This is a genomic window from Burkholderia theae (assembly GCF_048565265.1).
Taxonomy (GTDB): domain Bacteria; phylum Pseudomonadota; class Gammaproteobacteria; order Burkholderiales; family Burkholderiaceae; genus Burkholderia; species Burkholderia theae.
This window is the reverse complement of sequence record NZ_CP183462.1, coordinates 2,545,021-2,563,424: the sequence shown is the minus strand read 5'-3', so window position 1 is coordinate 2,563,424 and position 18,404 is coordinate 2,545,021. Positions and strand designations below refer to the sequence as shown.

Below are 18,404 nucleotides of genomic sequence, written 5' to 3'. Positions count from 1 at the left end.
GGCGCGCGCGAGGCGTTCTCCGGCGCCCATCACCACGAGGAGTGCGGCATGTCGAAAGAGGATTCCCTGAGGGGAGATGTCAAGGGGCAGGCCCAGGCGGCGGACCGCCACAACCTGGCGCGGCCGGCGGCGAACGGCGCGCTGTGGGCGCGCGGTCTCACGACGCAACGGGTCGCCGACCTGTTCAGGACCCTGCCGGGTTTGCCGGGGCACTGGATGCAGTTGCAGAACGAGGTCAACGCCGGAAATCGCTACTTCTACGGCGTTCAAAACGGCAGCGTGACGACTGAGGAAGGGAAGGCGCTGATCCGCTGGATCGCCAACGCGGTCGTGAGCGCCGCCGAGCATGCGCCATTCGACTTCACGCTGCAGCAACTGCGCTTCACGGCCGACATGGGCTGGCTCAAGCTCCAGCGTGTCGATGGGCGCGTGATGGTGTTCTCGCGTCCGTGAGCCGCGCGCCGGACCGACGCCGACAGCCGGTCGTGCATCGGGAAGCGGGCAGGTGAACGTGATGCGGCCGTCGACGGGATGCCATCCGGCTGCCTCGCCGCTTCGCCCGGCCGCTTCCTCCACCACACCGGCTTTCCAGTCTTCCATATTTCGACTATTATCGAAATATGGAAACGAACGAAACCATCGCCGCGCTTGCGGCCCTCGCGCACGAATCCCGGCTCGCGGTCTTCCGCGCGCTGGTGCAGGCGGGGCCGCAGGGTCTGCCGGCCGGGCAGATCGCCACGCTGCTCGATGTGCCCCCTTCATCGCTGTCCTTTCATCTGAAGGAACTGGCCCATGCACAGCTCGTCACGAGCCGGCAGGAAGGCCGCTTCGTCATCTATTGCGCGAACTTCGCGACGATGAACGGGCTGCTGGCCTATCTCACGGAGAACTGCTGCGGCGGTAATCCTTGTTCGCCGGCAGCCGCGTGTTCGCCGTCCGGTACATGTCAATCCTGAAGCGCATTCGCGTCACTCGCCCATGACCACGAACGTCCTGATCCTCTGCACCCACAATTCCGCGCGCAGCGTGCTGGCCGAAGGCATGCTCAATCATTGGGCCGCGAAGCTCGGTAAGGACGTGCGCGCATACAGCGCCGGCAGTGCGCCGAGCGGCCGGTTGAATCCGTTTGCGCTGGAAGCGCTGACGGGCGCCGGTGTCGACGTCGACGGATACCGCAGCAAGAGCTGGGACGCGTTCGTCGGCGACGGTGCGCCCGAAATGCGCGTCGTCATCACCGTGTGCGACAGCGCGGCCGCCGAGACGTGTCCGTACTGGCCCGGCAGCCCCGTCAAAGTGCATTGGGGCTACGCCGATCCGTCGAATGCGTTGGGCGGCGACGACGGCAAGCGCGTCGCGTTCGAACTCACGCGCGAGGCCATCGGCTATCGGATGCTGCAGTTGCTCGCGCTGCCGCTCGACCGGATGAGCAACGCCGAACTCCAGACGGCCTTGACCGACATTTCACGAAACTGAGCGTTCGCACGGCGGCGAGCCCGAGTCAGGGTGCCGCCTGCGTCTGCAAGACCGGCCCCGTCCCATGAACACGTCCAACGTCATCCCGCCTCGCAAGGCTGTTGCCAGGCCGTCCATCAACTTCTTCGAACGCTATCTGACGGTCTGGGTCGCGCTGTGCATCGTTGCCGGCATCGCGCTCGGTCAGATGCTGCCCGGCCTGTTCCAGCAGATCGGCCGGGTGGAATACGCGCAGGTGAATCTGCCGGTCGGCCTTCTCATCTGGGTGATGATCATCCCGATGCTCGTCAAGGTCGACTTCGGCGCGCTGCACGAAGTGCGTCAGCACGTGAAAGGCATTGGCGTCACGCTCGTCGTGAACTGGCTCGTCAAGCCGTTCTCGATGGCGTTCCTCGGCTGGCTGTTCATCCGTCATCTGTTCGCATCGATGCTGCCGGCGGAACAACTCGACAGCTACATCGCCGGCCTGATCCTGTTGGCCGCCGCGCCGTGCACGGCGATGGTGTTCGTATGGAGCCGGCTGACGGGCGGCGATCCGCTGTTCACGCTGTCGCAGGTCGCGCTGAACGACAGCATCATGGTGATTGCGTTCGCGCCGCTGGTCGGCCTGCTGCTGGGGATGTCCGCGATTTCCGTGCCGTGGGCGACGCTGCTCACGTCGGTGGTGCTCTATATCGTCATCCCGGTGATCCTCGCGCAGCTCTGGCGCAAGCGATTGCTCGTGAACGGGCAGGCGGCGTTCGATGCCGCGATGGCGAAGATCGGCCCGTGGTCGATCGCGGCATTGCTGGCCACGCTCGTGCTGCTGTTCGCGTTCCAGGGCGAAGCGATCCTGAAGCAGCCGCTGGTGATCGCGCTGCTCGCGGTGCCGATCCTGATCCAGGTGTTCTTCAACTCGGCGCTCGCGTACTGGCTCAATCGCGCCGTGGGCGAGAAGCACAACATCGCGTGCCCGTCGGCGCTGATCGGTGCGTCCAACTTCTTCGAGCTGGCCGTTGCGGCTGCAATCAGCCTGTTCGGTTTTCATTCGGGCGCGGCGCTGGCTACCGTCGTGGGCGTGTTGATCGAAGTGCCGGTCATGCTGCTGGTGGTGCGCATCGTGAACCGGTCGAAGGGCTGGTACGAACGCGCTTGAGCAAACAGAGGAATCCATCTGCATGAACGACGTCACGATTCACCGCGATCACGCGGAGGGCACGCATGTCTGACCGTCTGGACAACCTGCCGCAACTCGACATCGATTCTTTCCGCGTGCCGGATGCGGGCCAGTTGCGGCCGGCGTCGCCGTCGATGCATCCGCCCCGGCTTCTGCTGCTGTACGGCTCGCTGCGTGAGCGTTCGTTCAGCCGGCTGCTGGTCGAGGAGGCCGCGCGCCTGCTCACGGCGATGGGCGCCGACGTGCGTGTGTTCAATCCGAGCGGCCTGCCGCTGCCTGACGATGCACCCGAGAGTCATCCGAAGGTCGTCGAGTTGCGCGATCTGGTGACGTGGTCGGAAGGCATGGTGTGGTGCTCGCCGGAACGGCATGGCGCGATGACCGGGATCATGAAAGCGCAGATCGACTGGATTCCGCTGTCGATGGGCGCCGTTCGGCCGACGCAGGGCAAGACGCTTGCCGTCATGCAGGTCAGCGGCGGCTCGCAATCGTTCAATGCGGTGAACCAGATGCGCGTGCTCGGACGCTGGATGCGCATGCTGACCATCCCGAACCAGTCGTCGGTGGCGAAGGCGTTTGCGGAATTCGATGAAGCAGGGCGGATGAAGCCGTCGGCTTATTTCGATCGCGTGGTCGATGTGCTGGAAGAACTGGTCAAGTTCACGTTGCTGACGCGGGACGTCGGGCCTTATCTGGTCGACCGGTATAGCGAGCGGAAAGAAAGTGCGGAGGAGCTGTCGAAGCGGGTGAATCAGCGCAGCATCTGATGCGCTACCGCGCGGTGGTCTTGGTGGTCGGTGGTGAATCGCCGGCCACTTGCGCTTCGATTGCGACCCTACGCGGTTGAGTCGTTACGGTTTGCCCGGTCTCTACTTTCGAGGATCGACGCCATGCAACTACGCGCTGCCGCAGTATCGGATCTGATCTCGATAGAAGCGCTGCTTCGCGCTTCCGACTTGCCCGTCGCCGGCGTGGCGGATCATTTGTCGAATTTCATTGTGGCTGCCGATACCGGAGGCGTCGTTGCATGCGGTGGCATCGAATATCACGGCAGCTTCGCGTTGATCCGTTCGATCGCGGTGGCCGTACAAGTTCGCGGAGCCGGCTTGGGAAATGCGATCGTTTCGCGGCTGCTGGAAGCGTGTCGTAGTCACGCGGTTGAGGCAGTCGTGTTGCGCACGACCACGGCGGAGACTTATTTTTTTCGGCAGGGTTTCGTGCGCATTGCGCTCAGTGACGTGCCCGGACCACTACTGTCGTCCGGTCAGTTCGCGGGTGTCTGTCCGGCATCCGCAACCGTCATGCTTCTTCGAATCGACGGTCGATCGGGCCGGGCCGGCGTCGCGTCGTGATGACTGCCGCGACCGCCGGGGGGCTGCCCGAATCGTGTCACCCGTAGATCGGCAGCGCCAGAAACAGCTTGATCACGAGCGCGTTCGCGATGTCGATGAAGAACGCGCTGACCATCGGCACGATCAGGAACGCCATGTGAGACGGGCCGAAGCGCGCGGTGACGGCCTGCATGTTCGCGATCGCGGTCGGCGTCGCGCCGAGCCCGAAGCCGCAATGGCCGGCGGCGAGCACGGCCGCATCGTAGTCGCGGCCCATCAGCCGGTACGTGACGAACACCGCGTAGCCGACCATCAGCGCCGTCTGCGCGACGAGCAGCACGAGGATCGGCAGCGCGAGCGATGCGAGATCCCACAGGCGCAGCGTCATCAGCGCCATCGCGAGAAACAGCGACAGGCTCACGTTGCCGAGCAGCGATACCGCATGCTCGGACGGTCGCCAGCCGAACAGCGACAGCCCGTTGCTGACCACCACGCCGACGAACAGCACGCACACGAAGGTCGGCAGCTCGAACGCGGTGCCGCGGATCAGCGATTCGATCGCCGTGCCGCCCGACAGCGCGATCGCGAACAGCGCGAGCGTGTTGATGAACGAGGCCGGCGTCAGCGGTTGCTGTTCCTTTGGATGCTCGAAGCCGTTCGTGTCGCCGGCGATGCCCTGCGGCGCGTGCGGTTCGGCGAGGCCGGGTGTCTTGATGTTGCGGGTCAGGAAGCGCGCGATCGGGCCGCCGAGCAGCCCGCCGAGCACCAGCCCGAAGGTTGCGCACGCGATCGCGGCTTCGGTCGCCGATTCGAGCCCGTGACGCTCCGCGAACACCTTGCTCCATGCCGCGCCCGTACCGTGCCCGCCCGACAGCGTGATCGACCCGGCCAGCAGGCCGAGCAGCGGATCGAGGCCGATCGCTTTCGCGAGACCGATGCCGATCGCATCCTGCAGGATCAGCAGGCCGAGCACGACGAGCAGGAACCGCACGAGCATCGGGCCGCCGGCCTTCAGGCTCGACAGCTTCGCGTTCAGGCCGATCGATGCGAAGAACGCGAGCATCAGCGGCGCCTGCATCGACGTGTCGAAGCGGATCTCGGTGCCCGCGAAACCGCGCAGCGCGGTGAGCGCCAGCGCGACGACGAGGCCGCCCGCGACAGGCTCGGGAATCGTGTACGCGCGCAGCACGCCGATGCGGGAAACCAGGAGCTGACCGAGCAGCAGAACGAGCGATGCCGCGACGAGTGTGCCGAAGGTGTCGATTTGCATGGAGCAGATCCTTTCGCTGGTGTGAACGCATTATCCTCGAACGCATGCGGACGGGAATAGCGCATTGAAGTTGTTTTGGAAAACGAATTCAAATGAAGGCGGGCAACCGGTGCGATTGTTTCCGCTTCGGATCACGGCGGGTGACTGTGGATCCGGATGCGTATGTGCTGCGTCGCGGCAGCTTTCAGGGCGGCACAAAAGCCGCTTGCCTCGCACGCATGTTGCGTCGCAACGCCGGAATAGACGCTTGCAAAACATGCTGGATTTCATCGGGCTTTCGGCCTGAATTTCCTCGAATGCGGGATGAATTCATCGATGAAATTCCTGATCGAGCCGGCTGCGCCGACATTCCTGATCCGATCTCAAAAAAATAGTTCGCTTTCAATAATCCCGCCTAATATGGGTAAAGGCCCGATTCCGGCGGCCGTGTCTGCGTCTTCTTCTCATTCGATCAGGAGTCCACGCAATGAATCTATCTCATCGACTGGCAGCGGAAATGTTCGGCACGTTCTGGCTGGTGCTCGGCGGGTGCGGCAGCGCCGTGCTGGCCGCGGCCTTTCCGGGCCTCGGCATCGGCTTTGTCGGTGTCGCGCTCGCTTTCGGCCTGACCGTGCTGACGATGGCGTTCGCGATCGGGCATATTTCGGGCTGCCACCTGAACCCGGCGGTGAGCGTCGGCCTGACGGTTGCCGGCCGCTTCCCGGCGCGCGATCTCGGCCCGTACATCGTCGCGCAGGTGATCGGCGGCGTGATCGGCGCGGGCGTGCTGTACCTGATCGCAGTCGGCAAACCCGGCTTCGACGTCGTCGCGAACGGCTTCGCGACGAATGGCTTCGGCGAACGTTCGCCCGGCCACTACGCGCTCGGCTCTGCGTTCATCTGCGAAGTCGTGATGACGGCCTTCTTCCTGTTCGTGATCCTCGGTGCGACCGACAAGCGCGCGCCGGCCGGCTTCGCACCGATCGCGATCGGCCTGTGCCTGACGCTGATTCACCTGATCTCGATTCCGGTCACCAACACGTCGGTGAACCCGGCGCGCTCGACCGGCCCCGCGCTGTTCGTTGGCGGCGAGGCGATCGGCCAGCTGTGGCTGTTCTGGGTCGCGCCGATCATCGGCGCGGCGATTGCCGGGGTCATCTATCCGCTGGTGGCCGGGCGCGATTCGGCCGATCGGCTGACGCCGGCTCACGCGCAAGACTAGCGCGGGACGAAGCGGCGTCGGCGCCGAGCCGTTCGACGCCGCGCGATCAGCGTCAGCGTGATCAGCAGATACTGCGATTCGGGCAACTGACGACAGCGTATCGGCGGGTGCCCCGACGACCAATCGGACCAGTCTGATTATGGGTGTTCGCAAGCCTCCAGCATTGATGGCCGGCGCTCGTTGATGCGTCGCTGCGCGGCGCAGCTCATGGGGGTGCGCCACGAAGTCGCATGCCCGCGCGCTTGGCTTGTCTCGATATTTTCATTAGGATGATCGCGCGCGTGACGCAGCGCGAGCGATCCACCGGGCTGCACAATCGGATCCGTCTACCTCGTTTATAAGACCGGTCCGATTGGGCGCGCCCCGGCGATCGCGATACCCTTCGGTCACCTGATCAGAACGGGCGGCCCGTCTTTCACCCGCCTGCCATTCGGGTTCGCGACAATGCGGTTTCGTTGCCGAGACCGTCGTTGCGCAGCCCATCGTGTTCCACCCGGCGCCAGCCGCGAGCCATCGCGTGCCGGATCGCCACTGCACTGGATACCGACATGCCCCACACCGTCGAACTCGCCGGCGCGATCATCTTCGGTCTCGCGCTGCTGCACACCTTCCTCGCGAAGCGCTTCGAAGTGCTCGCGCATCGTCATCCGCGCCACGCGGGTCTGTTCCACTTTCTCGGCGAGGTCGAGGTCGTGTTCGGCTTCTGGGCGCTCGTGCTGCTCGTCGCGATGACGGCGCTCGCGGGCCCGAAGGTCGCGCTCGACTACGCCGAATCGCGCGTGTTCACCGAACCGATGTTCGTGTTCACGATCATGGTGATCGCCGCGAGCAAGCCGATTCTCGACGCGGTCACGGGCATCCTGCTGCGCATCGCGCGCGTACTGCCGGTCAACACCGAGGTGGCCGTCGTGTGGCTGTCGCTCGCGCTGATCCCGCTGCTCGGCTCGTTCATCACCGAGCCGGCCGCGATGACGCTCGCCGCGCTGATTCTGCGCGACCGGCTGTTCGGCGCGCCGATCAAGGAGCATTGGAAGTACCTCGCGCTCGGCGTGCTGTTCGTCAACGTGTCGGTGGGCGGCACGCTCACCGCGTACGCGGCGCCGCCGGTGCTGATGGTCGCGTCCGCGTGGGGCTGGGACAGCGCGTTCATGGCCGCGCAGTTCGGCTGGAAGGCGCTCGTCGCGGTGCTGATCAACGCGACCGTGCTGACCGCGCTGATGCGCGGCGAACTGGCCGTCGCGCCCGCGCCGGCCGCGCAGCCGGACGCCGTGCGTGTGCCGGTCGGCGTCACGTTGATTCATGTCGGCTTCCTGGTCGGCGTCGTGCTGACCGCGCATCATCCGGTGATCTTCGTCGGCCTGCTGTTGTTTTTCCTTGGCTTCACGCATGCATACGAGCGTTACCAGTCGCCGCTGATGTTGCGCGAGAGCTTGCTGGTTGCGTTCTTCCTCGGCGGTCTGGTCGTGCTCGGCGGGTTGCAGCAATGGTGGCTGCAGCCGGTCGTCGAATCGATGGATGCGTATGCGCTGTATGCGGGCGCGCTCGGTCTCACCGCGATCATGGACAACGCCGCGATTACCTATCTCGGCTCGCTGATCGCCGGCATTCCGGACGAAGCGAAGTACATGCTCGTCGCGGGGGCGGTCGCGGGTGGCGGGTTGACCGTAATCGCCAACGCGCCGAACCCGGCCGGGCTCGCGATCGTCCGCAAGGGCTTTCACGACGAATCGGTGAGTGTGGGTGGATTGCTGGCGGCGGCACTGGTACCGACGCTCGTTGCGAGCGCGGCGTTGTTGTTCCTTTGAGTTTCAACGTCAAACAGCGCCGCTGCCGACAGGCGAGCACCTGATCACTATCGAGCGATCAGCGCGTCGCACGCGGTGCCCTCAGCGGCCGAACTGCGTATTGACCGCGTCCTTGAGCCGCGCTGCGGTGATCTCGCCCATGTGTGACTCGACCAGCTTGCCCTTTTCATCGAAGAACAGCGTCGTCGGCAGCCCGCGCGATCCGTAGGTCCGCATCGCGCCGAGCGGGCGGTCGAGCAGCACGTGGTCGAAGCGCAGTCCTTTGCTTTCGAGAAACGCGCGCACGGTCTGCGCGTCCTCGCCCTGGTTGATCATCAGGAAATTGATGTCCGGGTAATCGTGCTGCGCCTGCGCCAGGATCGGCATTTCGCGCTGGCACGGCGGGCACCAGGTTGCCCACAGGTTCACGACAACCGGCTTGCCTGCATAGCTGTCCGGAGCGACGGGCGTCGCATCGAGCGTTTCCACGCGCAGCGCGGACAACGGCGCAGCCGCGCGGTCGAACGTCGCGAGCACGCCCTGCGCCGCGCCCCATGCCAGCATGCCGGCGGCGATGCCGGCGAGCGCGGGCCGGGCCAGCCCCGGCAGGCGGCGCGAGCGCCAGCCGATATACGCGAGCGCGACCGGCAGGCCGATCCACCACGTGAAGCCGCCGTCGCCGAGCGCGACGATGGATTTCGGCGCGGCAAAGTAGTCGGGCCACCAGCGTGCGATATAACCGACGCGCGCGGCGATCAGCCCGATCAGCAGCGCGTCGAGCAGCAGGCTGGCCGAGGTCCGGTGCTGGCCCTCGGGACGGTTGCGCTGCGCGAAGCGCGCGACGAGCCACGCGATCAGCGCGGCGATGGCGACGGCTACGACCCTGACGGAAAAGGGGCCGATGCTCAGCATGAGAAAGCGTTCATGGTCATTAATCGGATGAGGAATGCGTTGATGATTGACGCCCGGGCGCGCGAAGCGTTCCCGACGCGACGGCATCATCGCGTTTCGATGCGCATGTGCCGCAACGCGGACAGGCCGTCGTACCCGCGTTGCCGGATGAGGCGCTGCTGCGCGCGTCCGGGTTCGAGCGCGGACGTGACGAGTTCGGCACTCATGATACCGGTCGGCAACGCGACGATGCAGGAGCCGCATGCAACCGCCCGTAATTCAGACCCGTCCGATTCCCAGATGCGAAGTGCTCGTCAACAATAGGTCTACCGGACGGTGTGGTAGCCGGACGGCGTCTCCGTTTGCACGGAAGACCTCTCCTTTACGGCTGCTTCAACGCGGCCGTCTTTTTTGCGCGTTCAACCCGGCGGCAACGCTGGTGATGAGCGACCGCCGATACAACAACGACACGGAGGAGTTCATGTCGAATCAGGATGCGGCGATTGACGCCGTCACGCGCGGCGAAACGGTCGCGTCGGCCGCGGGTTGATCGAAGCGTTGCTCGCGACCGTGTCGCTGAAGCTGTGGATGCACCCGATCGGCGGCGGCTTCGTCGGCGATCGCTTCGGCACGCTGAACGTGCTCGGTGCGGCGCTGTTCTGCGCGGCGCTCACATTCGTTGCGTTGATCGTGTTTCCGTCGTTCAACCCGCTTGCGCTGCTCGCGTGCGTGGTGATCGTGATCGGCTTGCCGACCTACGCGGTGCGCGGGCCTGTACTGGAGCGTGCTCGAACGCTGCGATGTGCCGGCGCGTATCACGGGGCTCGCGATCGGGATCATCTCGCTGCTGGGCTATTCGCGCGACGTGTTCCTGCCGCTGTTGAACGGCTGGCTGACGACCGCGTATCCCGGCATGTACGGTTATCAGCTTTATTTCGGCTATGTCGCGGGCGCCAGCGCGGTGGGCGGCGGCGCGTGCTTGTGGCTGAAGGGTATGCTCGAACGTGCAGCGGCCCGATGAAGGTTATTGCGCTCGCAACCTGCGTCGTAGCCGGTGGGTGAGCGCGGCGGTTGCCGCCCGATGGGCAGTGAATCCGAACGACGAGAAGCAGCGGTGCAGGCGCTGGAGATCGGCATCCGCTTCGCTGACTATGGGCGTGCGATCACTAGCCCTTGCCGGCCGCCGCACCGCCGAGCCGGTAGGCCGTGAAGAATTCGTACCACGGCGAACCTTCCGCAGCCGGCACACCGAGCGCCAATGTCCGTCGCTTCAACGCACCGAACACGTCGTTGATACGGGCCGTCTGCCCGGCATCGTTGAACGGATAAGGCCGGGACCTTCCTGCCGCAAATGCGCCATACGCGATGGCGAGCAGGCGTGCGCCGTCGTCGGTCGCGGCGATCGATCCGTTGATCGCTTCGGCGAAGCGCGGCCGGTCTTCGGTGCGCGACCCGGACAGGCACAGGAACACGATCGCCGACAGTTCATGCAGATCGTTCACCTGCAGCAGGCTCGGCAACCGCGCGACGATTCGCTCCACCGGCTCGTCACGCAGCGCATCGCCGAAGTCGAGCACGGCGGTCATCGGATTCCGGTCCTGGCTCACGCGATCGAGGGGCTGCGCGCGGGACGCACTGGCCGGCGCCGCACGCAATGCCTCGGCCACCTGCTGCCTCCACTCCGGAAAAAGCATCCTGACCGCACCGAACTGCTCGCCGCCTTCCGCCGCCGGATTCCATCGATAAACGATCGTGCCGCCGCGAATGAACGGCGAATACAGATGCTCGGGCGTTTGCGGCAGCGGCCGCCGGTTGATCGGCAGCCACGCGAGCGTCAGCCAGTCGTAGTGTCCCGTCGCGGGCACCGACGAGCTCGAACTCGCGACGACCTGCCACGTGCCCCGGTTTGCGTACCGCCGGCGCGCATCGGGCACCGGGACGGTCTTCCCTTTCGCGGTGTCGAAATACGACGTACCCGTCACGGCTGCGCCGCTGTCCTTGGCGGGCGTGATATCGGCGATGACCCACGACTGGCCGTCGGCCGAGCGATAGTCGGACGGCTTCAGCGTCGCGACGTCATGCACCATGCGCGTTTCCGCCGCGACGGGGCTCGGGGGCAGATCGGGCGAAACGATGGGGACGGGCGGCATGACGGTTCCTCGGAATCGGGCGTGCGCCGTCGAACGAAGACGACTCGCCGCGGCGCTTGTGCCAACTCGTATTACTGTATGCCGTCGCTTCGGGAAACGGAACCCGCTCACGCGTTCCGCCGCGTCGGCTTACGATGCGCTACCCGAGCGACGGATGACGAACCCCGATCAGGAGCGCCCATGACCGACACGAAACCCATTACCGAACACTGGACGCGGGTGGCCGATCAATGGATCGACTGGGCCGGCAGGCCCGGCCACGATGCGTTCTGGAAATACCGCGCGGGCCTCGCGGCCTACATCGGCCGCGACACTGGTCGTGCGCTCGAGATCGGCTGTGGCGAAGGCCGTGTGAGCCGCGAGCTGAAGGCGCTCGGTTACGACGTGACCGCGAGCGACGCGGTGCCCGCGATGCTCGACGCCGCGCGTCACGCGGATTCCGCGCATCGCTACGAACTGGCGGACGCTGCATCGCTGCCGTTCGACGCGGCCAGCTTCGATCTCGTGATGGCGTACAACGTGCTCATGGATCTCGACGACATGCAGCGCGCGTTGAACGAGGCACGTCGCGTGCTGAAGCCGGGCGGGCTGCTGTTCATTTCGGTCGTGCATCCATTCCGCGATCGCGGCGGTTTCGCGGGGCCGCAACCCGATGCGCCGTTCGTGCTGAAGGGCAGCTATTACGGGCGCGAGCACTTCGATGGCGTGGAGACGCGCGACGGGTTGTCGATGCACTTCGCGGGCTGGTCGCTGCCGCTGCAGGCGTACATGGAAGCGCTGGAAGCGGCCGGGTTCGCGATCGTGTCGCTGCGCGAACCGCCGCCGGACCATGCCGATACGGACCAGTTGAAGTAGTGGGCGCGCGTGCCGCTGTTTCTGTGGATCAAGGCGCGGCCGGTGGGGTGAGACAAGCGTAAGGGGCTGGACTTGTTCGTGTTGGCTGAACCTCGTAGACGTGAAGGCGCATGTCACGAGTTTCCCATCGTGCGTTGTTCAGCAAGGATGTCTTCCAACGTGCGTACATGTCCGCGCTTGACCGTTCGCAGGTCATAGCCGGCTGCCTCGAGGAGGCGGACGAGCGCGGATGCGCTCATGTCGCCTCGCGCAAGCGTTTCCATGCGGGCGACCGTCGTACGCGCGACACCGGCGCGCTCTGCCAGCTCTTGCTGCGAAAGACCTGCCGTACGACGGGCCTCTCTCAGCATCTCTCCAACATCGGCCAGTGTTGTCATTCGTAGCCCAGGGCATCAAAAATTACCAGATTGGTTCTGATTGTAGCCCTTCTGCTACAAAATGCCATGTCAGAATTGTAGCCTTGGGGATACAAAAACCGATGAAAAGGAAGATTTTGTATCCCTCGGGCTACCAGGGCCCGCCGACGCCAGTCATGTTGGCGCAAGACCGGTCGCCATTTCGATACCCATTTACACCCATTAATCCGCTTCGAGAGAATTTCGCGGATTGATCGCGGCCGCTCAGTCGACCACCCACCGCGCTCACCGCGTCAGCTCCTTCCTGTAAACCACGCCCCCCGTTTTTCCCGCGACGGTGTCGTAGAGCCGCATCGCCGTGTGATTCGTTTCATGCGTCTGCCAGTACACGCGTTCGGCGCGATGCTGGCGCGCGGCGTCGTACACGGCCTCGATCAGCGCGCGGCCGACGCCTTTGCCGCGCTCGCTGTCGAGCGTGAACAGATCCTGCAGATAACAGGTCGGCCCGGCATGCGTCGTGCTGCGGTGATACAGGAAATGCACGAGCCCAACGAGCCTGCCGTCACGTTCCGCGACGAAAGCATGCACGGGTTCGTAGCCGTCGAAGAAGCGCGACCACGTGAGCTTCGTCACTTGCAGCGGCAGCGCGGTATCGTCGAAGCGGCCGTAGAAGCGGTTATAACCGTCCCACAGCGGCAGCCAGTTGTCGTAATCGTCTTCCCGGACCGCGCGTACGGTCAGGCCGGCGTCAGTAGCGTTCATGTGCGCGAACCTTTCGAAGAGAGTTGGACGTGTTGCCGGCTCGGCCGGCAACGACGCAGGCATCAACGATAGGAAGTTCGGGTCGCGCTGGGTAGGCCCATGACGGTCGCGGTTTCTGGTGCCACGATGGACGATTGCGTCGCCGCTTACCCGCGCATCGGCGGATTGAGCCGTGCGAACGCCTGTTGCCGGCGATACGGGAAGTACGGATACGGCGCTTCCACGGCGCTCGCCGCATCGAGCGTCGCGACCTGCGCATCGGTCAGCGCCCAGCCGACCGCACCGAGGTTCTGGCGCAACTGTTCCTCGTTGCGCGCGCCGACGATCACCGACGACACGGTCGGGCGCTGCAGCAGCCAGTTCAGCGCGATCTGCGGCACGGTCTTGCCCGTTTCCTCCGCGATCGTGTCGAGCGCATCGACCACGTCGTACAGGCGCGCGTCGTCGACCGGCGGCCCGTAGCTGGCCGTTTCATGCAGGCGGCTGCCTTCGGGCAACGGCGCGTTACGGCGGATCTTGCCGGTGAGCCGGCCCCAGCCGAGCGGGCTCCACACGAGCGCGCCGAGCCCCTGGTCGGCACCGAGCGGCATCAGGTCCCACTCGTAGTCGCGGCCGACGAGCGAGTAGTAGACCTGGTTCGCGACGTAGCGCGACCAGCCGTGACGGTCGGCCGCCGCGAGCGACTTCATGATCTGCCATCCCGCGAAGTTCGACACGCCGATATAGCGCAGCTTGCCTGCGCGCACGAGATCGTCCAGCGTCGACATCACTTCCTCGACCGGTGTGCCCGCATCGAACGCGTGCAACTGCAGCAGGTCGATGTAGTCGGTGTCGAGGCGCCGCAAGGCGGCGTCGACGGCGCGCACGAGCCGCGCGCGCGACGTGCCCGCGTCGTTCGGGCCGTCGCCGGTCGGCAAGCCCGTCTTCGTCGAGATCAGCACCTGGTCGCGCCGCCCCTTGATCGCCGCGCCGAGCACGCGTTCGGATTCACCGTCCGAATACACGTCGGCCGTGTCGAACAGGTTGACGCCGGCTTCGACGCAGATGTCGACCAGGCGACGCGCTTCGTCGACGCCGGTGTTGCCCCATGCGCTGAACAGCGGGCCGCTGCCGCCGAACGTGCCTGCGCCGAAGCTCAGCGCGGGAACCTTGAGGCCGGAGCGGCCGAGCGTACGGTATTCCATGTGCGTTTCCCTTGAATGACGGTCGAAGCCCGACGCGTGCCGGACGGGCGCTCGGCGGCGGAATCACACTGTATCGCTTGCGGATATTTCAGATAATTGGGCAGACTTCGAAAATATCCTTCGGATAAGGCGAACAATGTTGCTCGATAACCTCGCGCTGTTCCTGCGCATCGTGGAGAAGGGCGGGCTCGCTGCGGCGGGCCGGGAGGCCGGCCTGTCGCCGGCCACGGTGTCCGAGCGGCTGGCGGCGCTCGAGCGCCATTACGGCGCCGCGCTGCTCACGCGCACGACGCGCGCGATCAGCCTCACCGACGAGGGCCGCACGCTCGTCGCGGGCGCGCGGCGCCTGCTGGCCGAAGCCGACGAACTCGAGAGCCGCGTGCGCGTGGGCGCGCAGACGCTGTCGGGGCCCGTGCGCCTGAGCGCGCCGGCCGATCTCGGGCGCGAGCGCGTCGTGCCCGTCGTCGACGCGTTCCTGGCCGAGCATCCGGGTGTCACGGTCGACCTGCATCTCGGCGACGGTTACGTCGATCTCGTCGGGCAGGGGCTCGATTTCGCGATCCGACGCGGCACGCTCGCGGACAGTTCGCTGCGCAGCCGTTCGCTTGGCCGTGCCCGGCGCGTGGTGTGCGCGTCGCCCGCGTATCTCGCCGCGCACGGCACGCCGCGGCACCCGGACGATCTCGCCGCGCACGACTGCATCGTGATGCGTTTCGGGCCGGACCTGTATGCCGAATGGCCGTTCAGCATCGATGGCGAACTGAAGCGTGTGATGGTGCGCGGCCGGCGCGTCGCCAACGACGGCGCACTCGTGCGCGCATGGTGTGTCGCGGGGCACGGCGTCGCGCTGAAGTCGCTGGTCGACGTCGAACAGGATCTGGCGTCCGGTGCGCTCGTCGAGGTGCTGCGCGCGTTCTCGCCGGGCGACGTCGATTTGCAGATCGTCTATCCGGGCAGCGCCGTGCAGCCGCGGCGCGTGCGCGCGTTGATCGAGCGGTTGGCGCAGGCGCTGGCGGGGGCGTGACCGCAGGCCCGCGTTAGTCCCACCGCGACGTGTAGTCGGGGCCGCAGTCAATCTCGGCCGCGCGCGATTTCAGCAGGGCGCGCGGCGCGAACCGTTTCACGGGCGGCTGTGCGGCGGTCCACTCGGGATAGACATTGCGCCACTTGTCGATCAACTCACCGCGGCTGGTTTCGCTGATGCTTGCGTAGTAGAGATCGCCCGACGGGTAGGGCATCTTTGTCGGCACGACGTAGTCGGGGAGCGCGGGCGCACGGTCGATCTTGTTGCCGATGAGCGCAACGGCCGTCAGGTTCGGGAGCGCGCTCGACGCTTTGCGCATGCGGCGATAGGTGCAGACTGGCGCGTCCGTGTCCGGCGTCACGGCCGTCGCGGGTTCGTATGGCGGCGATTGTGTCGCGGCCGGCAAGGTGACCGCGAACAGATAGACGGGGCCGCGCTTCAGCGGTCCGATCCTGTCGTAGTACCGCAGCAGTTCGATGCCGGCGGGCCAGGTATAGCCGCGCCCGATGGTGTCATCGCTCTGGACGGCCTCGCCTGTGGACAGGATGGTCAGGTCGCCTCGCTCGTTCATGTGCACGAGCGGCTTTGAATCACCGCCTGTCGCGACATAGAGGATGCCGCGCTCGACGACCATCGCCGGCACCGGAAACGGCGGCGTGCCGCCGTGCTTGCCGGCGTTGCTATAGATGGAGTGAGCGAGCGCGGGCAGGTCGATTGCCCGGCGCAGGAAATGCTGCCCGCCATCGGTCGAGAGCCAGATGAACAGGCGCGGGCATGCCTTGTCCTTGGCGACGCCGGTTTTGCATCGGTTCGATGAATCCTGTCCGGCATAAATCACGATCGTATCGGGATCGTCACTGCGGAACGTCGTGTATTCGATTTGCGCACCGGATGGGAAATCCGTCGATGTGTGCCGTTCGCTGTCGACGAAGCGCCATTGGGTTGAGGAGAAGTTGCCGTTCACGACAGGTTCGGTCAGTAGCGCGCGATGCGCGCTGAACTGCATGAACGGGTAGGCCGGGCCGACAATAGGGCGCGGCTTGGAATCCGAAGCGGTCGCGCATGCGCCCAGCAATACGGAAACAGCCAGCGCTGCCACGACGCGCGCTTGTCGCAGTTTTCGATCGATCATGAATGGCCCCGATGGAATGAATGATCTTGTTGTTCGATGAATGGCGGATACTCTAACGCATCGCTCGCCCCGCTTGCCCACATTTCGTCATTTAGCTAATATTCAAAACGTCAAACGAAACCGCACCCCATGGACGACGTCACCCGCATCAGCGCACTGGCCAACGAAAGCCGTCTGGCCGTGATGCGCTGGCTCAAGCAGCCGCGCAAGCATTTCCCGCCGCAACCGCACGGCGATTTCGACGAGCTCGGCGTGTGCTGTACGTACATCACCGAGAAGCTCGGCATCGCGCCGGCCACGACCACGCGCCACATGCGCATCCTCGCGGATGCCGGGCTCGTGCGTGCGACCCGCGTCGGCAAGTTCACGTACTACAAGCGGATCGACGCCGCGCTGCAGCAGCTCGGCCGCGATCTCTCGCAACTCTGATTCGACTGACCCTGACCGAGGCAACCGACATGGACGAATTTGCATTGCTGGCCGACGCAGACCGGCGCGCGCACGCGTATCTGGCCGCGACGAACGAACGGCGCGCGTTTCCCGACGCGGCCGCGCTGGCCGGCCTCGCCGCGTTCGACGAGCCGCTGCCCGATGTGGGCCGCCCGGCAGACGACGTGCTGCGCCTGCTCGACGAGAACGGCTCGCCCGCGACCGTCGCGTCGAACGGCCCGAACTACTACGGCTTCGTGATCGGCGCGACGCTGCCGGCCGCGGCGGCGGCCGAGCGGCTGATGCTCGCATGGGATCAGTGCGCATCGTCCTATGCGAATTCGCCGGTGGCCGCGACGCTCGAGCGCCAGGCCGCGCGCTGGGTCGTCGACGCGCTCGCGCTGCCCGAAGGCAGCGCGGTCGGCTTCGGTACGAGCGCGACGGCCTGCACGCTGGTCGCGCTGGTGGCCGCGCGGCGGGCGATGCTCGCGCGCAAGGGCTGGGACATCGACGAGGACGGCCTGATCGGCGCGCCCGAGGTGAAGGTCGTGATCTCCGAACTCGCGCACATCACGGTGAAGAAAGCGCTGCGCGTGCTCGGCTTCGGGATGAAGCGCATCGTTGTCGCGCCGGTCGACGCACATGGCCGCATCGATCCGGCGCAGTTGCCGCCGCTCGACAACATGACGATCCTCTGCGTGCAGGCCGGCGAAGTGAACACCGGCGAATTCGATCCGTTCGCGGCGCTGATTCCGCGGGCGAAGGCGGCCGGCGCCTGGGTGCACGTGGACGGCGCGTTCGGCCTGTGGGCACGCGCGTCGTCGAAGCGCGCGCTGACGGACGGCATCGACGGCGCGGACAGCTGGACGACCGACGGCCACAAGTGGCTCAACACGCCGTACGACGGCGCGATGGTGATCTGCCGCGACGCGGCCGCGCTCGCGACCGCGATGAACAGCGATGCCGTCTACCTGAGCGGCGCGCAGGACTCGCAGAAGAACCTGAACCTCGAATTCTCGCGGCGCGCACGTGGCATCCCCGTGTGGGCTGCGCTGCGCTCGCTCGGCCGTGCCGGGCTGGCCACGATGATCGAGCGGCATTGCGCGCAGGCCTCGCGTGTCGCCGACGGCCTGCGTGCGGCCGGCTATGAAGTGCTGAACCGCGTCGTGCTGAACCAGGTGCTGGTGCGCGCCGGCACCGACGACGAGACCGTCGCGATCCGCGAGGCCGCGCAGGATTCGGGCGACGTGTGGTTCGGCGCGACCGTGTGGCAGGGGCGGCCGGCGTTCCGGATCAGCGTGTCGTCGTGGCGCACGGAAGACGCGCACATCGATCGTCTCGTTGCGTTGCTGACGGAGCTGCGCGGCGTACACGTGCGCTGAGCGGCGGCGGCGCGACATTCGCGT

Annotated in this window: 21 protein-coding genes; 14 read left to right on the top strand and 7 right to left on the bottom strand. The window is 66.0% G+C overall.

Features of this window, described 5'->3' with window-relative positions; genetic code table 11:
- Positions 1–48 precede the first annotated feature (48 nt).
- The 6 genes from ACN22W_RS29060 (at position 49) to arsN2 (ending at position 3,981) form a co-directional block, all read left to right on the top strand.
- Complete coding sequence (locus ACN22W_RS29060; protein ID WP_419688104.1) at positions 49–453, top strand: peptide ABC transporter ATPase; 405 nt, start codon at positions 49–51, stop codon at positions 451–453.
- A 167-nt stretch (positions 454–620) separates the two neighbouring features.
- Positions 621–956 (top strand): ArsR/SmtB family transcription factor, encoded by a 336-nt coding sequence (locus tag ACN22W_RS29055; RefSeq protein WP_193101721.1) that lies wholly within the window; start codon positions 621–623, stop codon positions 954–956.
- Positions 957–978: 22 nt separating this feature from the next.
- A complete protein-coding gene (locus ACN22W_RS29050; RefSeq protein WP_419688103.1) occupies positions 979–1,473 on the top strand; it encodes an arsenate reductase ArsC in 495 nt (164 codons plus the stop codon).
- Positions 1,474–1,537: 64 nt separating this feature from the next.
- Positions 1,538–2,608, top strand: coding sequence for an ACR3 family arsenite efflux transporter (gene arsB, locus ACN22W_RS29045; protein ID WP_419688102.1), 1,071 nt, complete (start codon positions 1,538–1,540; stop codon positions 2,606–2,608).
- Between the two features lie 65 nt (positions 2,609–2,673).
- Entirely contained in the window at positions 2,674–3,396 is a 723-nt protein-coding gene (gene arsH / locus ACN22W_RS29040) for an arsenical resistance protein ArsH (RefSeq protein ID WP_419688101.1), read from the top strand.
- Positions 3,397–3,519: 123 nt separating this feature from the next.
- Positions 3,520–3,981, top strand: coding sequence for an arsenic resistance N-acetyltransferase ArsN2 (arsN2, locus tag ACN22W_RS29035; protein ID WP_419688100.1), 462 nt, complete (start codon positions 3,520–3,522; stop codon positions 3,979–3,981).
- Positions 3,982–4,018: 37 nt separating this feature from the next.
- Here the strand turns inward: arsN2 and gltS are convergent, their stop codons facing one another.
- Positions 4,019–5,230 carry a sodium/glutamate symporter gene (gltS, locus tag ACN22W_RS29030; RefSeq protein WP_419688099.1) on the bottom strand — a complete coding sequence of 404 codons (1,212 nt, stop codon included), beginning with the start codon at positions 5,228–5,230 and terminating at the stop codon, positions 4,019–4,021.
- A 92-nt stretch (positions 5,231–5,322) separates the two neighbouring features.
- Here gltS and ACN22W_RS29025 point away from each other — a divergent pair, with 92 nt between their 5' ends.
- From ACN22W_RS29025 to ACN22W_RS29015, 3 genes are all read left to right on the top strand, one after another.
- Positions 5,323–5,604 (top strand): hypothetical protein, encoded by a 282-nt coding sequence (locus ACN22W_RS29025; protein WP_419688098.1) that lies wholly within the window; start codon positions 5,323–5,325, stop codon positions 5,602–5,604.
- Positions 5,605–5,696: 92 nt separating this feature from the next.
- Complete coding sequence (aqpZ, locus tag ACN22W_RS29020) at positions 5,697–6,431, top strand: aquaporin Z (protein ID WP_419688097.1); 735 nt, start codon at positions 5,697–5,699, stop codon at positions 6,429–6,431.
- A 548-nt stretch (positions 6,432–6,979) separates the two neighbouring features.
- A complete protein-coding gene (locus tag ACN22W_RS29015; RefSeq protein WP_419688096.1) occupies positions 6,980–8,236 on the top strand; it encodes a putative Na+/H+ antiporter in 1,257 nt (418 codons plus the stop codon).
- 81 nt (positions 8,237–8,317) lie between these two features.
- Here ACN22W_RS29015 and ACN22W_RS29010 read toward each other — a convergent pair whose 3' ends face one another.
- Positions 8,318–9,127, bottom strand: coding sequence for a TlpA family protein disulfide reductase (locus ACN22W_RS29010; RefSeq protein ID WP_419688095.1), 810 nt, complete (start codon positions 9,125–9,127; stop codon positions 8,318–8,320).
- Between the two features lie 781 nt (positions 9,128–9,908).
- Here ACN22W_RS29010 and ACN22W_RS29005 point away from each other — a divergent pair.
- Positions 9,909–10,127, top strand: coding sequence for a hypothetical protein (locus tag ACN22W_RS29005; RefSeq protein WP_419688094.1), 219 nt, complete (start codon positions 9,909–9,911; stop codon positions 10,125–10,127).
- Positions 10,128–10,272: 145 nt separating this feature from the next.
- Here ACN22W_RS29005 and ACN22W_RS29000 read toward each other — a convergent pair whose 3' ends face one another.
- Positions 10,273–11,193 (bottom strand): hypothetical protein, encoded by a 921-nt coding sequence (locus ACN22W_RS29000; RefSeq protein ID WP_419689852.1) that lies wholly within the window; start codon positions 11,191–11,193, stop codon positions 10,273–10,275.
- Between the two features lie 243 nt (positions 11,194–11,436).
- On the opposite strand from ACN22W_RS29000, the gene ACN22W_RS28995 reads away from it, so the two are divergent.
- Positions 11,437–12,111: a class I SAM-dependent methyltransferase gene (locus ACN22W_RS28995; protein ID WP_419688093.1), complete on the top strand. Its 675-nt coding sequence runs from the start codon at positions 11,437–11,439 to the stop codon at positions 12,109–12,111.
- Between the two features lie 113 nt (positions 12,112–12,224).
- On the opposite strand, the gene ACN22W_RS28990 is transcribed toward ACN22W_RS28995, so the two are convergent.
- The 3 genes from ACN22W_RS28990 to ACN22W_RS28980 form a co-directional block, all read right to left on the bottom strand.
- Positions 12,225–12,488, bottom strand: a complete 264-nt coding sequence (locus ACN22W_RS28990) for a helix-turn-helix domain-containing protein (RefSeq protein WP_419688092.1) — start codon at positions 12,486–12,488, stop codon at positions 12,225–12,227.
- A gap of 264 nt (positions 12,489–12,752) precedes the next feature.
- A complete protein-coding gene (locus tag ACN22W_RS28985; protein ID WP_343490991.1) occupies positions 12,753–13,229 on the bottom strand; it encodes a GNAT family N-acetyltransferase in 477 nt (158 codons plus the stop codon).
- 146 nt (positions 13,230–13,375) lie between these two features.
- Entirely contained in the window at positions 13,376–14,413 is a 1,038-nt protein-coding gene (locus ACN22W_RS28980) for an aldo/keto reductase (RefSeq protein ID WP_419688091.1), read from the bottom strand.
- 136 nt (positions 14,414–14,549) lie between these two features.
- Between ACN22W_RS28980 and ACN22W_RS28975 the strand changes: the two genes are divergently transcribed.
- Complete coding sequence (locus ACN22W_RS28975) at positions 14,550–15,437, top strand: LysR family transcriptional regulator (RefSeq protein WP_419688090.1); 888 nt, start codon at positions 14,550–14,552, stop codon at positions 15,435–15,437.
- Between the two features lie 13 nt (positions 15,438–15,450).
- Here ACN22W_RS28975 and ACN22W_RS28970 read toward each other — a convergent pair whose 3' ends face one another.
- Positions 15,451–16,569, bottom strand: coding sequence for a hypothetical protein (locus tag ACN22W_RS28970; protein WP_193101676.1), 1,119 nt, complete (start codon positions 16,567–16,569; stop codon positions 15,451–15,453).
- Between the two features lie 129 nt (positions 16,570–16,698).
- Between ACN22W_RS28970 and ACN22W_RS28965 the strand changes: the two genes are divergently transcribed.
- A complete protein-coding gene (locus ACN22W_RS28965; RefSeq protein ID WP_129516314.1) occupies positions 16,699–16,998 on the top strand; it encodes an ArsR/SmtB family transcription factor in 300 nt (99 codons plus the stop codon).
- Positions 16,999–17,027: 29 nt separating this feature from the next.
- The gene (locus ACN22W_RS28960) at positions 17,028–18,380 is read left to right on the top strand and encodes a pyridoxal phosphate-dependent decarboxylase family protein (protein WP_419688089.1); all 1,353 of its coding nucleotides are present in this window, start codon (positions 17,028–17,030) and stop codon (positions 18,378–18,380) included.
- The last annotated feature ends 24 nt before the right edge of the window (positions 18,381–18,404 follow it).

Coding starts and splice junctions, on each gene's coding strand:
- ACN22W_RS29060 (WP_419688104.1), top strand. CDS start 49: ATGTCGAAAGAGGATTCCCTGAGGGGAGATGTCAAGGGGCAGGCCCAG.
- ACN22W_RS29055 (WP_193101721.1), top strand. CDS start 621: ATGGAAACGAACGAAACCATCGCCGCGCTTGCGGCCCTCGCGCACGAA.
- ACN22W_RS29050 (WP_419688103.1), top strand. CDS start 979: ATGACCACGAACGTCCTGATCCTCTGCACCCACAATTCCGCGCGCAGC.
- arsB (WP_419688102.1), top strand. CDS start 1,538: ATGAACACGTCCAACGTCATCCCGCCTCGCAAGGCTGTTGCCAGGCCG.
- arsH (WP_419688101.1), top strand. CDS start 2,674: ATGTCTGACCGTCTGGACAACCTGCCGCAACTCGACATCGATTCTTTC.
- arsN2 (WP_419688100.1), top strand. CDS start 3,520: ATGCAACTACGCGCTGCCGCAGTATCGGATCTGATCTCGATAGAAGCG.
- gltS (WP_419688099.1), bottom strand. CDS start 5,230: ATGCAAATCGACACCTTCGGCACACTCGTCGCGGCATCGCTCGTTCTG.
- ACN22W_RS29025 (WP_419688098.1), top strand. CDS start 5,323: ATGAAGGCGGGCAACCGGTGCGATTGTTTCCGCTTCGGATCACGGCGG.
- aqpZ (WP_419688097.1), top strand. CDS start 5,697: ATGAATCTATCTCATCGACTGGCAGCGGAAATGTTCGGCACGTTCTGG.
- ACN22W_RS29015 (WP_419688096.1), top strand. CDS start 6,980: ATGCCCCACACCGTCGAACTCGCCGGCGCGATCATCTTCGGTCTCGCG.
- ACN22W_RS29010 (WP_419688095.1), bottom strand. CDS start 9,127: ATGCTGAGCATCGGCCCCTTTTCCGTCAGGGTCGTAGCCGTCGCCATC.
- ACN22W_RS29000 (WP_419689852.1), bottom strand. CDS start 11,193: ATGGTGCATGACGTCGCGACGCTGAAGCCGTCCGACTATCGCTCGGCC.
- ACN22W_RS28995 (WP_419688093.1), top strand. CDS start 11,437: ATGACCGACACGAAACCCATTACCGAACACTGGACGCGGGTGGCCGAT.
- ACN22W_RS28990 (WP_419688092.1), bottom strand. CDS start 12,488: ATGACAACACTGGCCGATGTTGGAGAGATGCTGAGAGAGGCCCGTCGT.
- ACN22W_RS28985 (WP_343490991.1), bottom strand. CDS start 13,229: ATGAACGCTACTGACGCCGGCCTGACCGTACGCGCGGTCCGGGAAGAC.
- ACN22W_RS28980 (WP_419688091.1), bottom strand. CDS start 14,413: ATGGAATACCGTACGCTCGGCCGCTCCGGCCTCAAGGTTCCCGCGCTG.
- ACN22W_RS28975 (WP_419688090.1), top strand. CDS start 14,550: ATGTTGCTCGATAACCTCGCGCTGTTCCTGCGCATCGTGGAGAAGGGC.
- ACN22W_RS28970 (WP_193101676.1), bottom strand. CDS start 16,569: ATGATCGATCGAAAACTGCGACAAGCGCGCGTCGTGGCAGCGCTGGCT.
- ACN22W_RS28965 (WP_129516314.1), top strand. CDS start 16,699: ATGGACGACGTCACCCGCATCAGCGCACTGGCCAACGAAAGCCGTCTG.
- ACN22W_RS28960 (WP_419688089.1), top strand. CDS start 17,028: ATGGACGAATTTGCATTGCTGGCCGACGCAGACCGGCGCGCGCACGCG.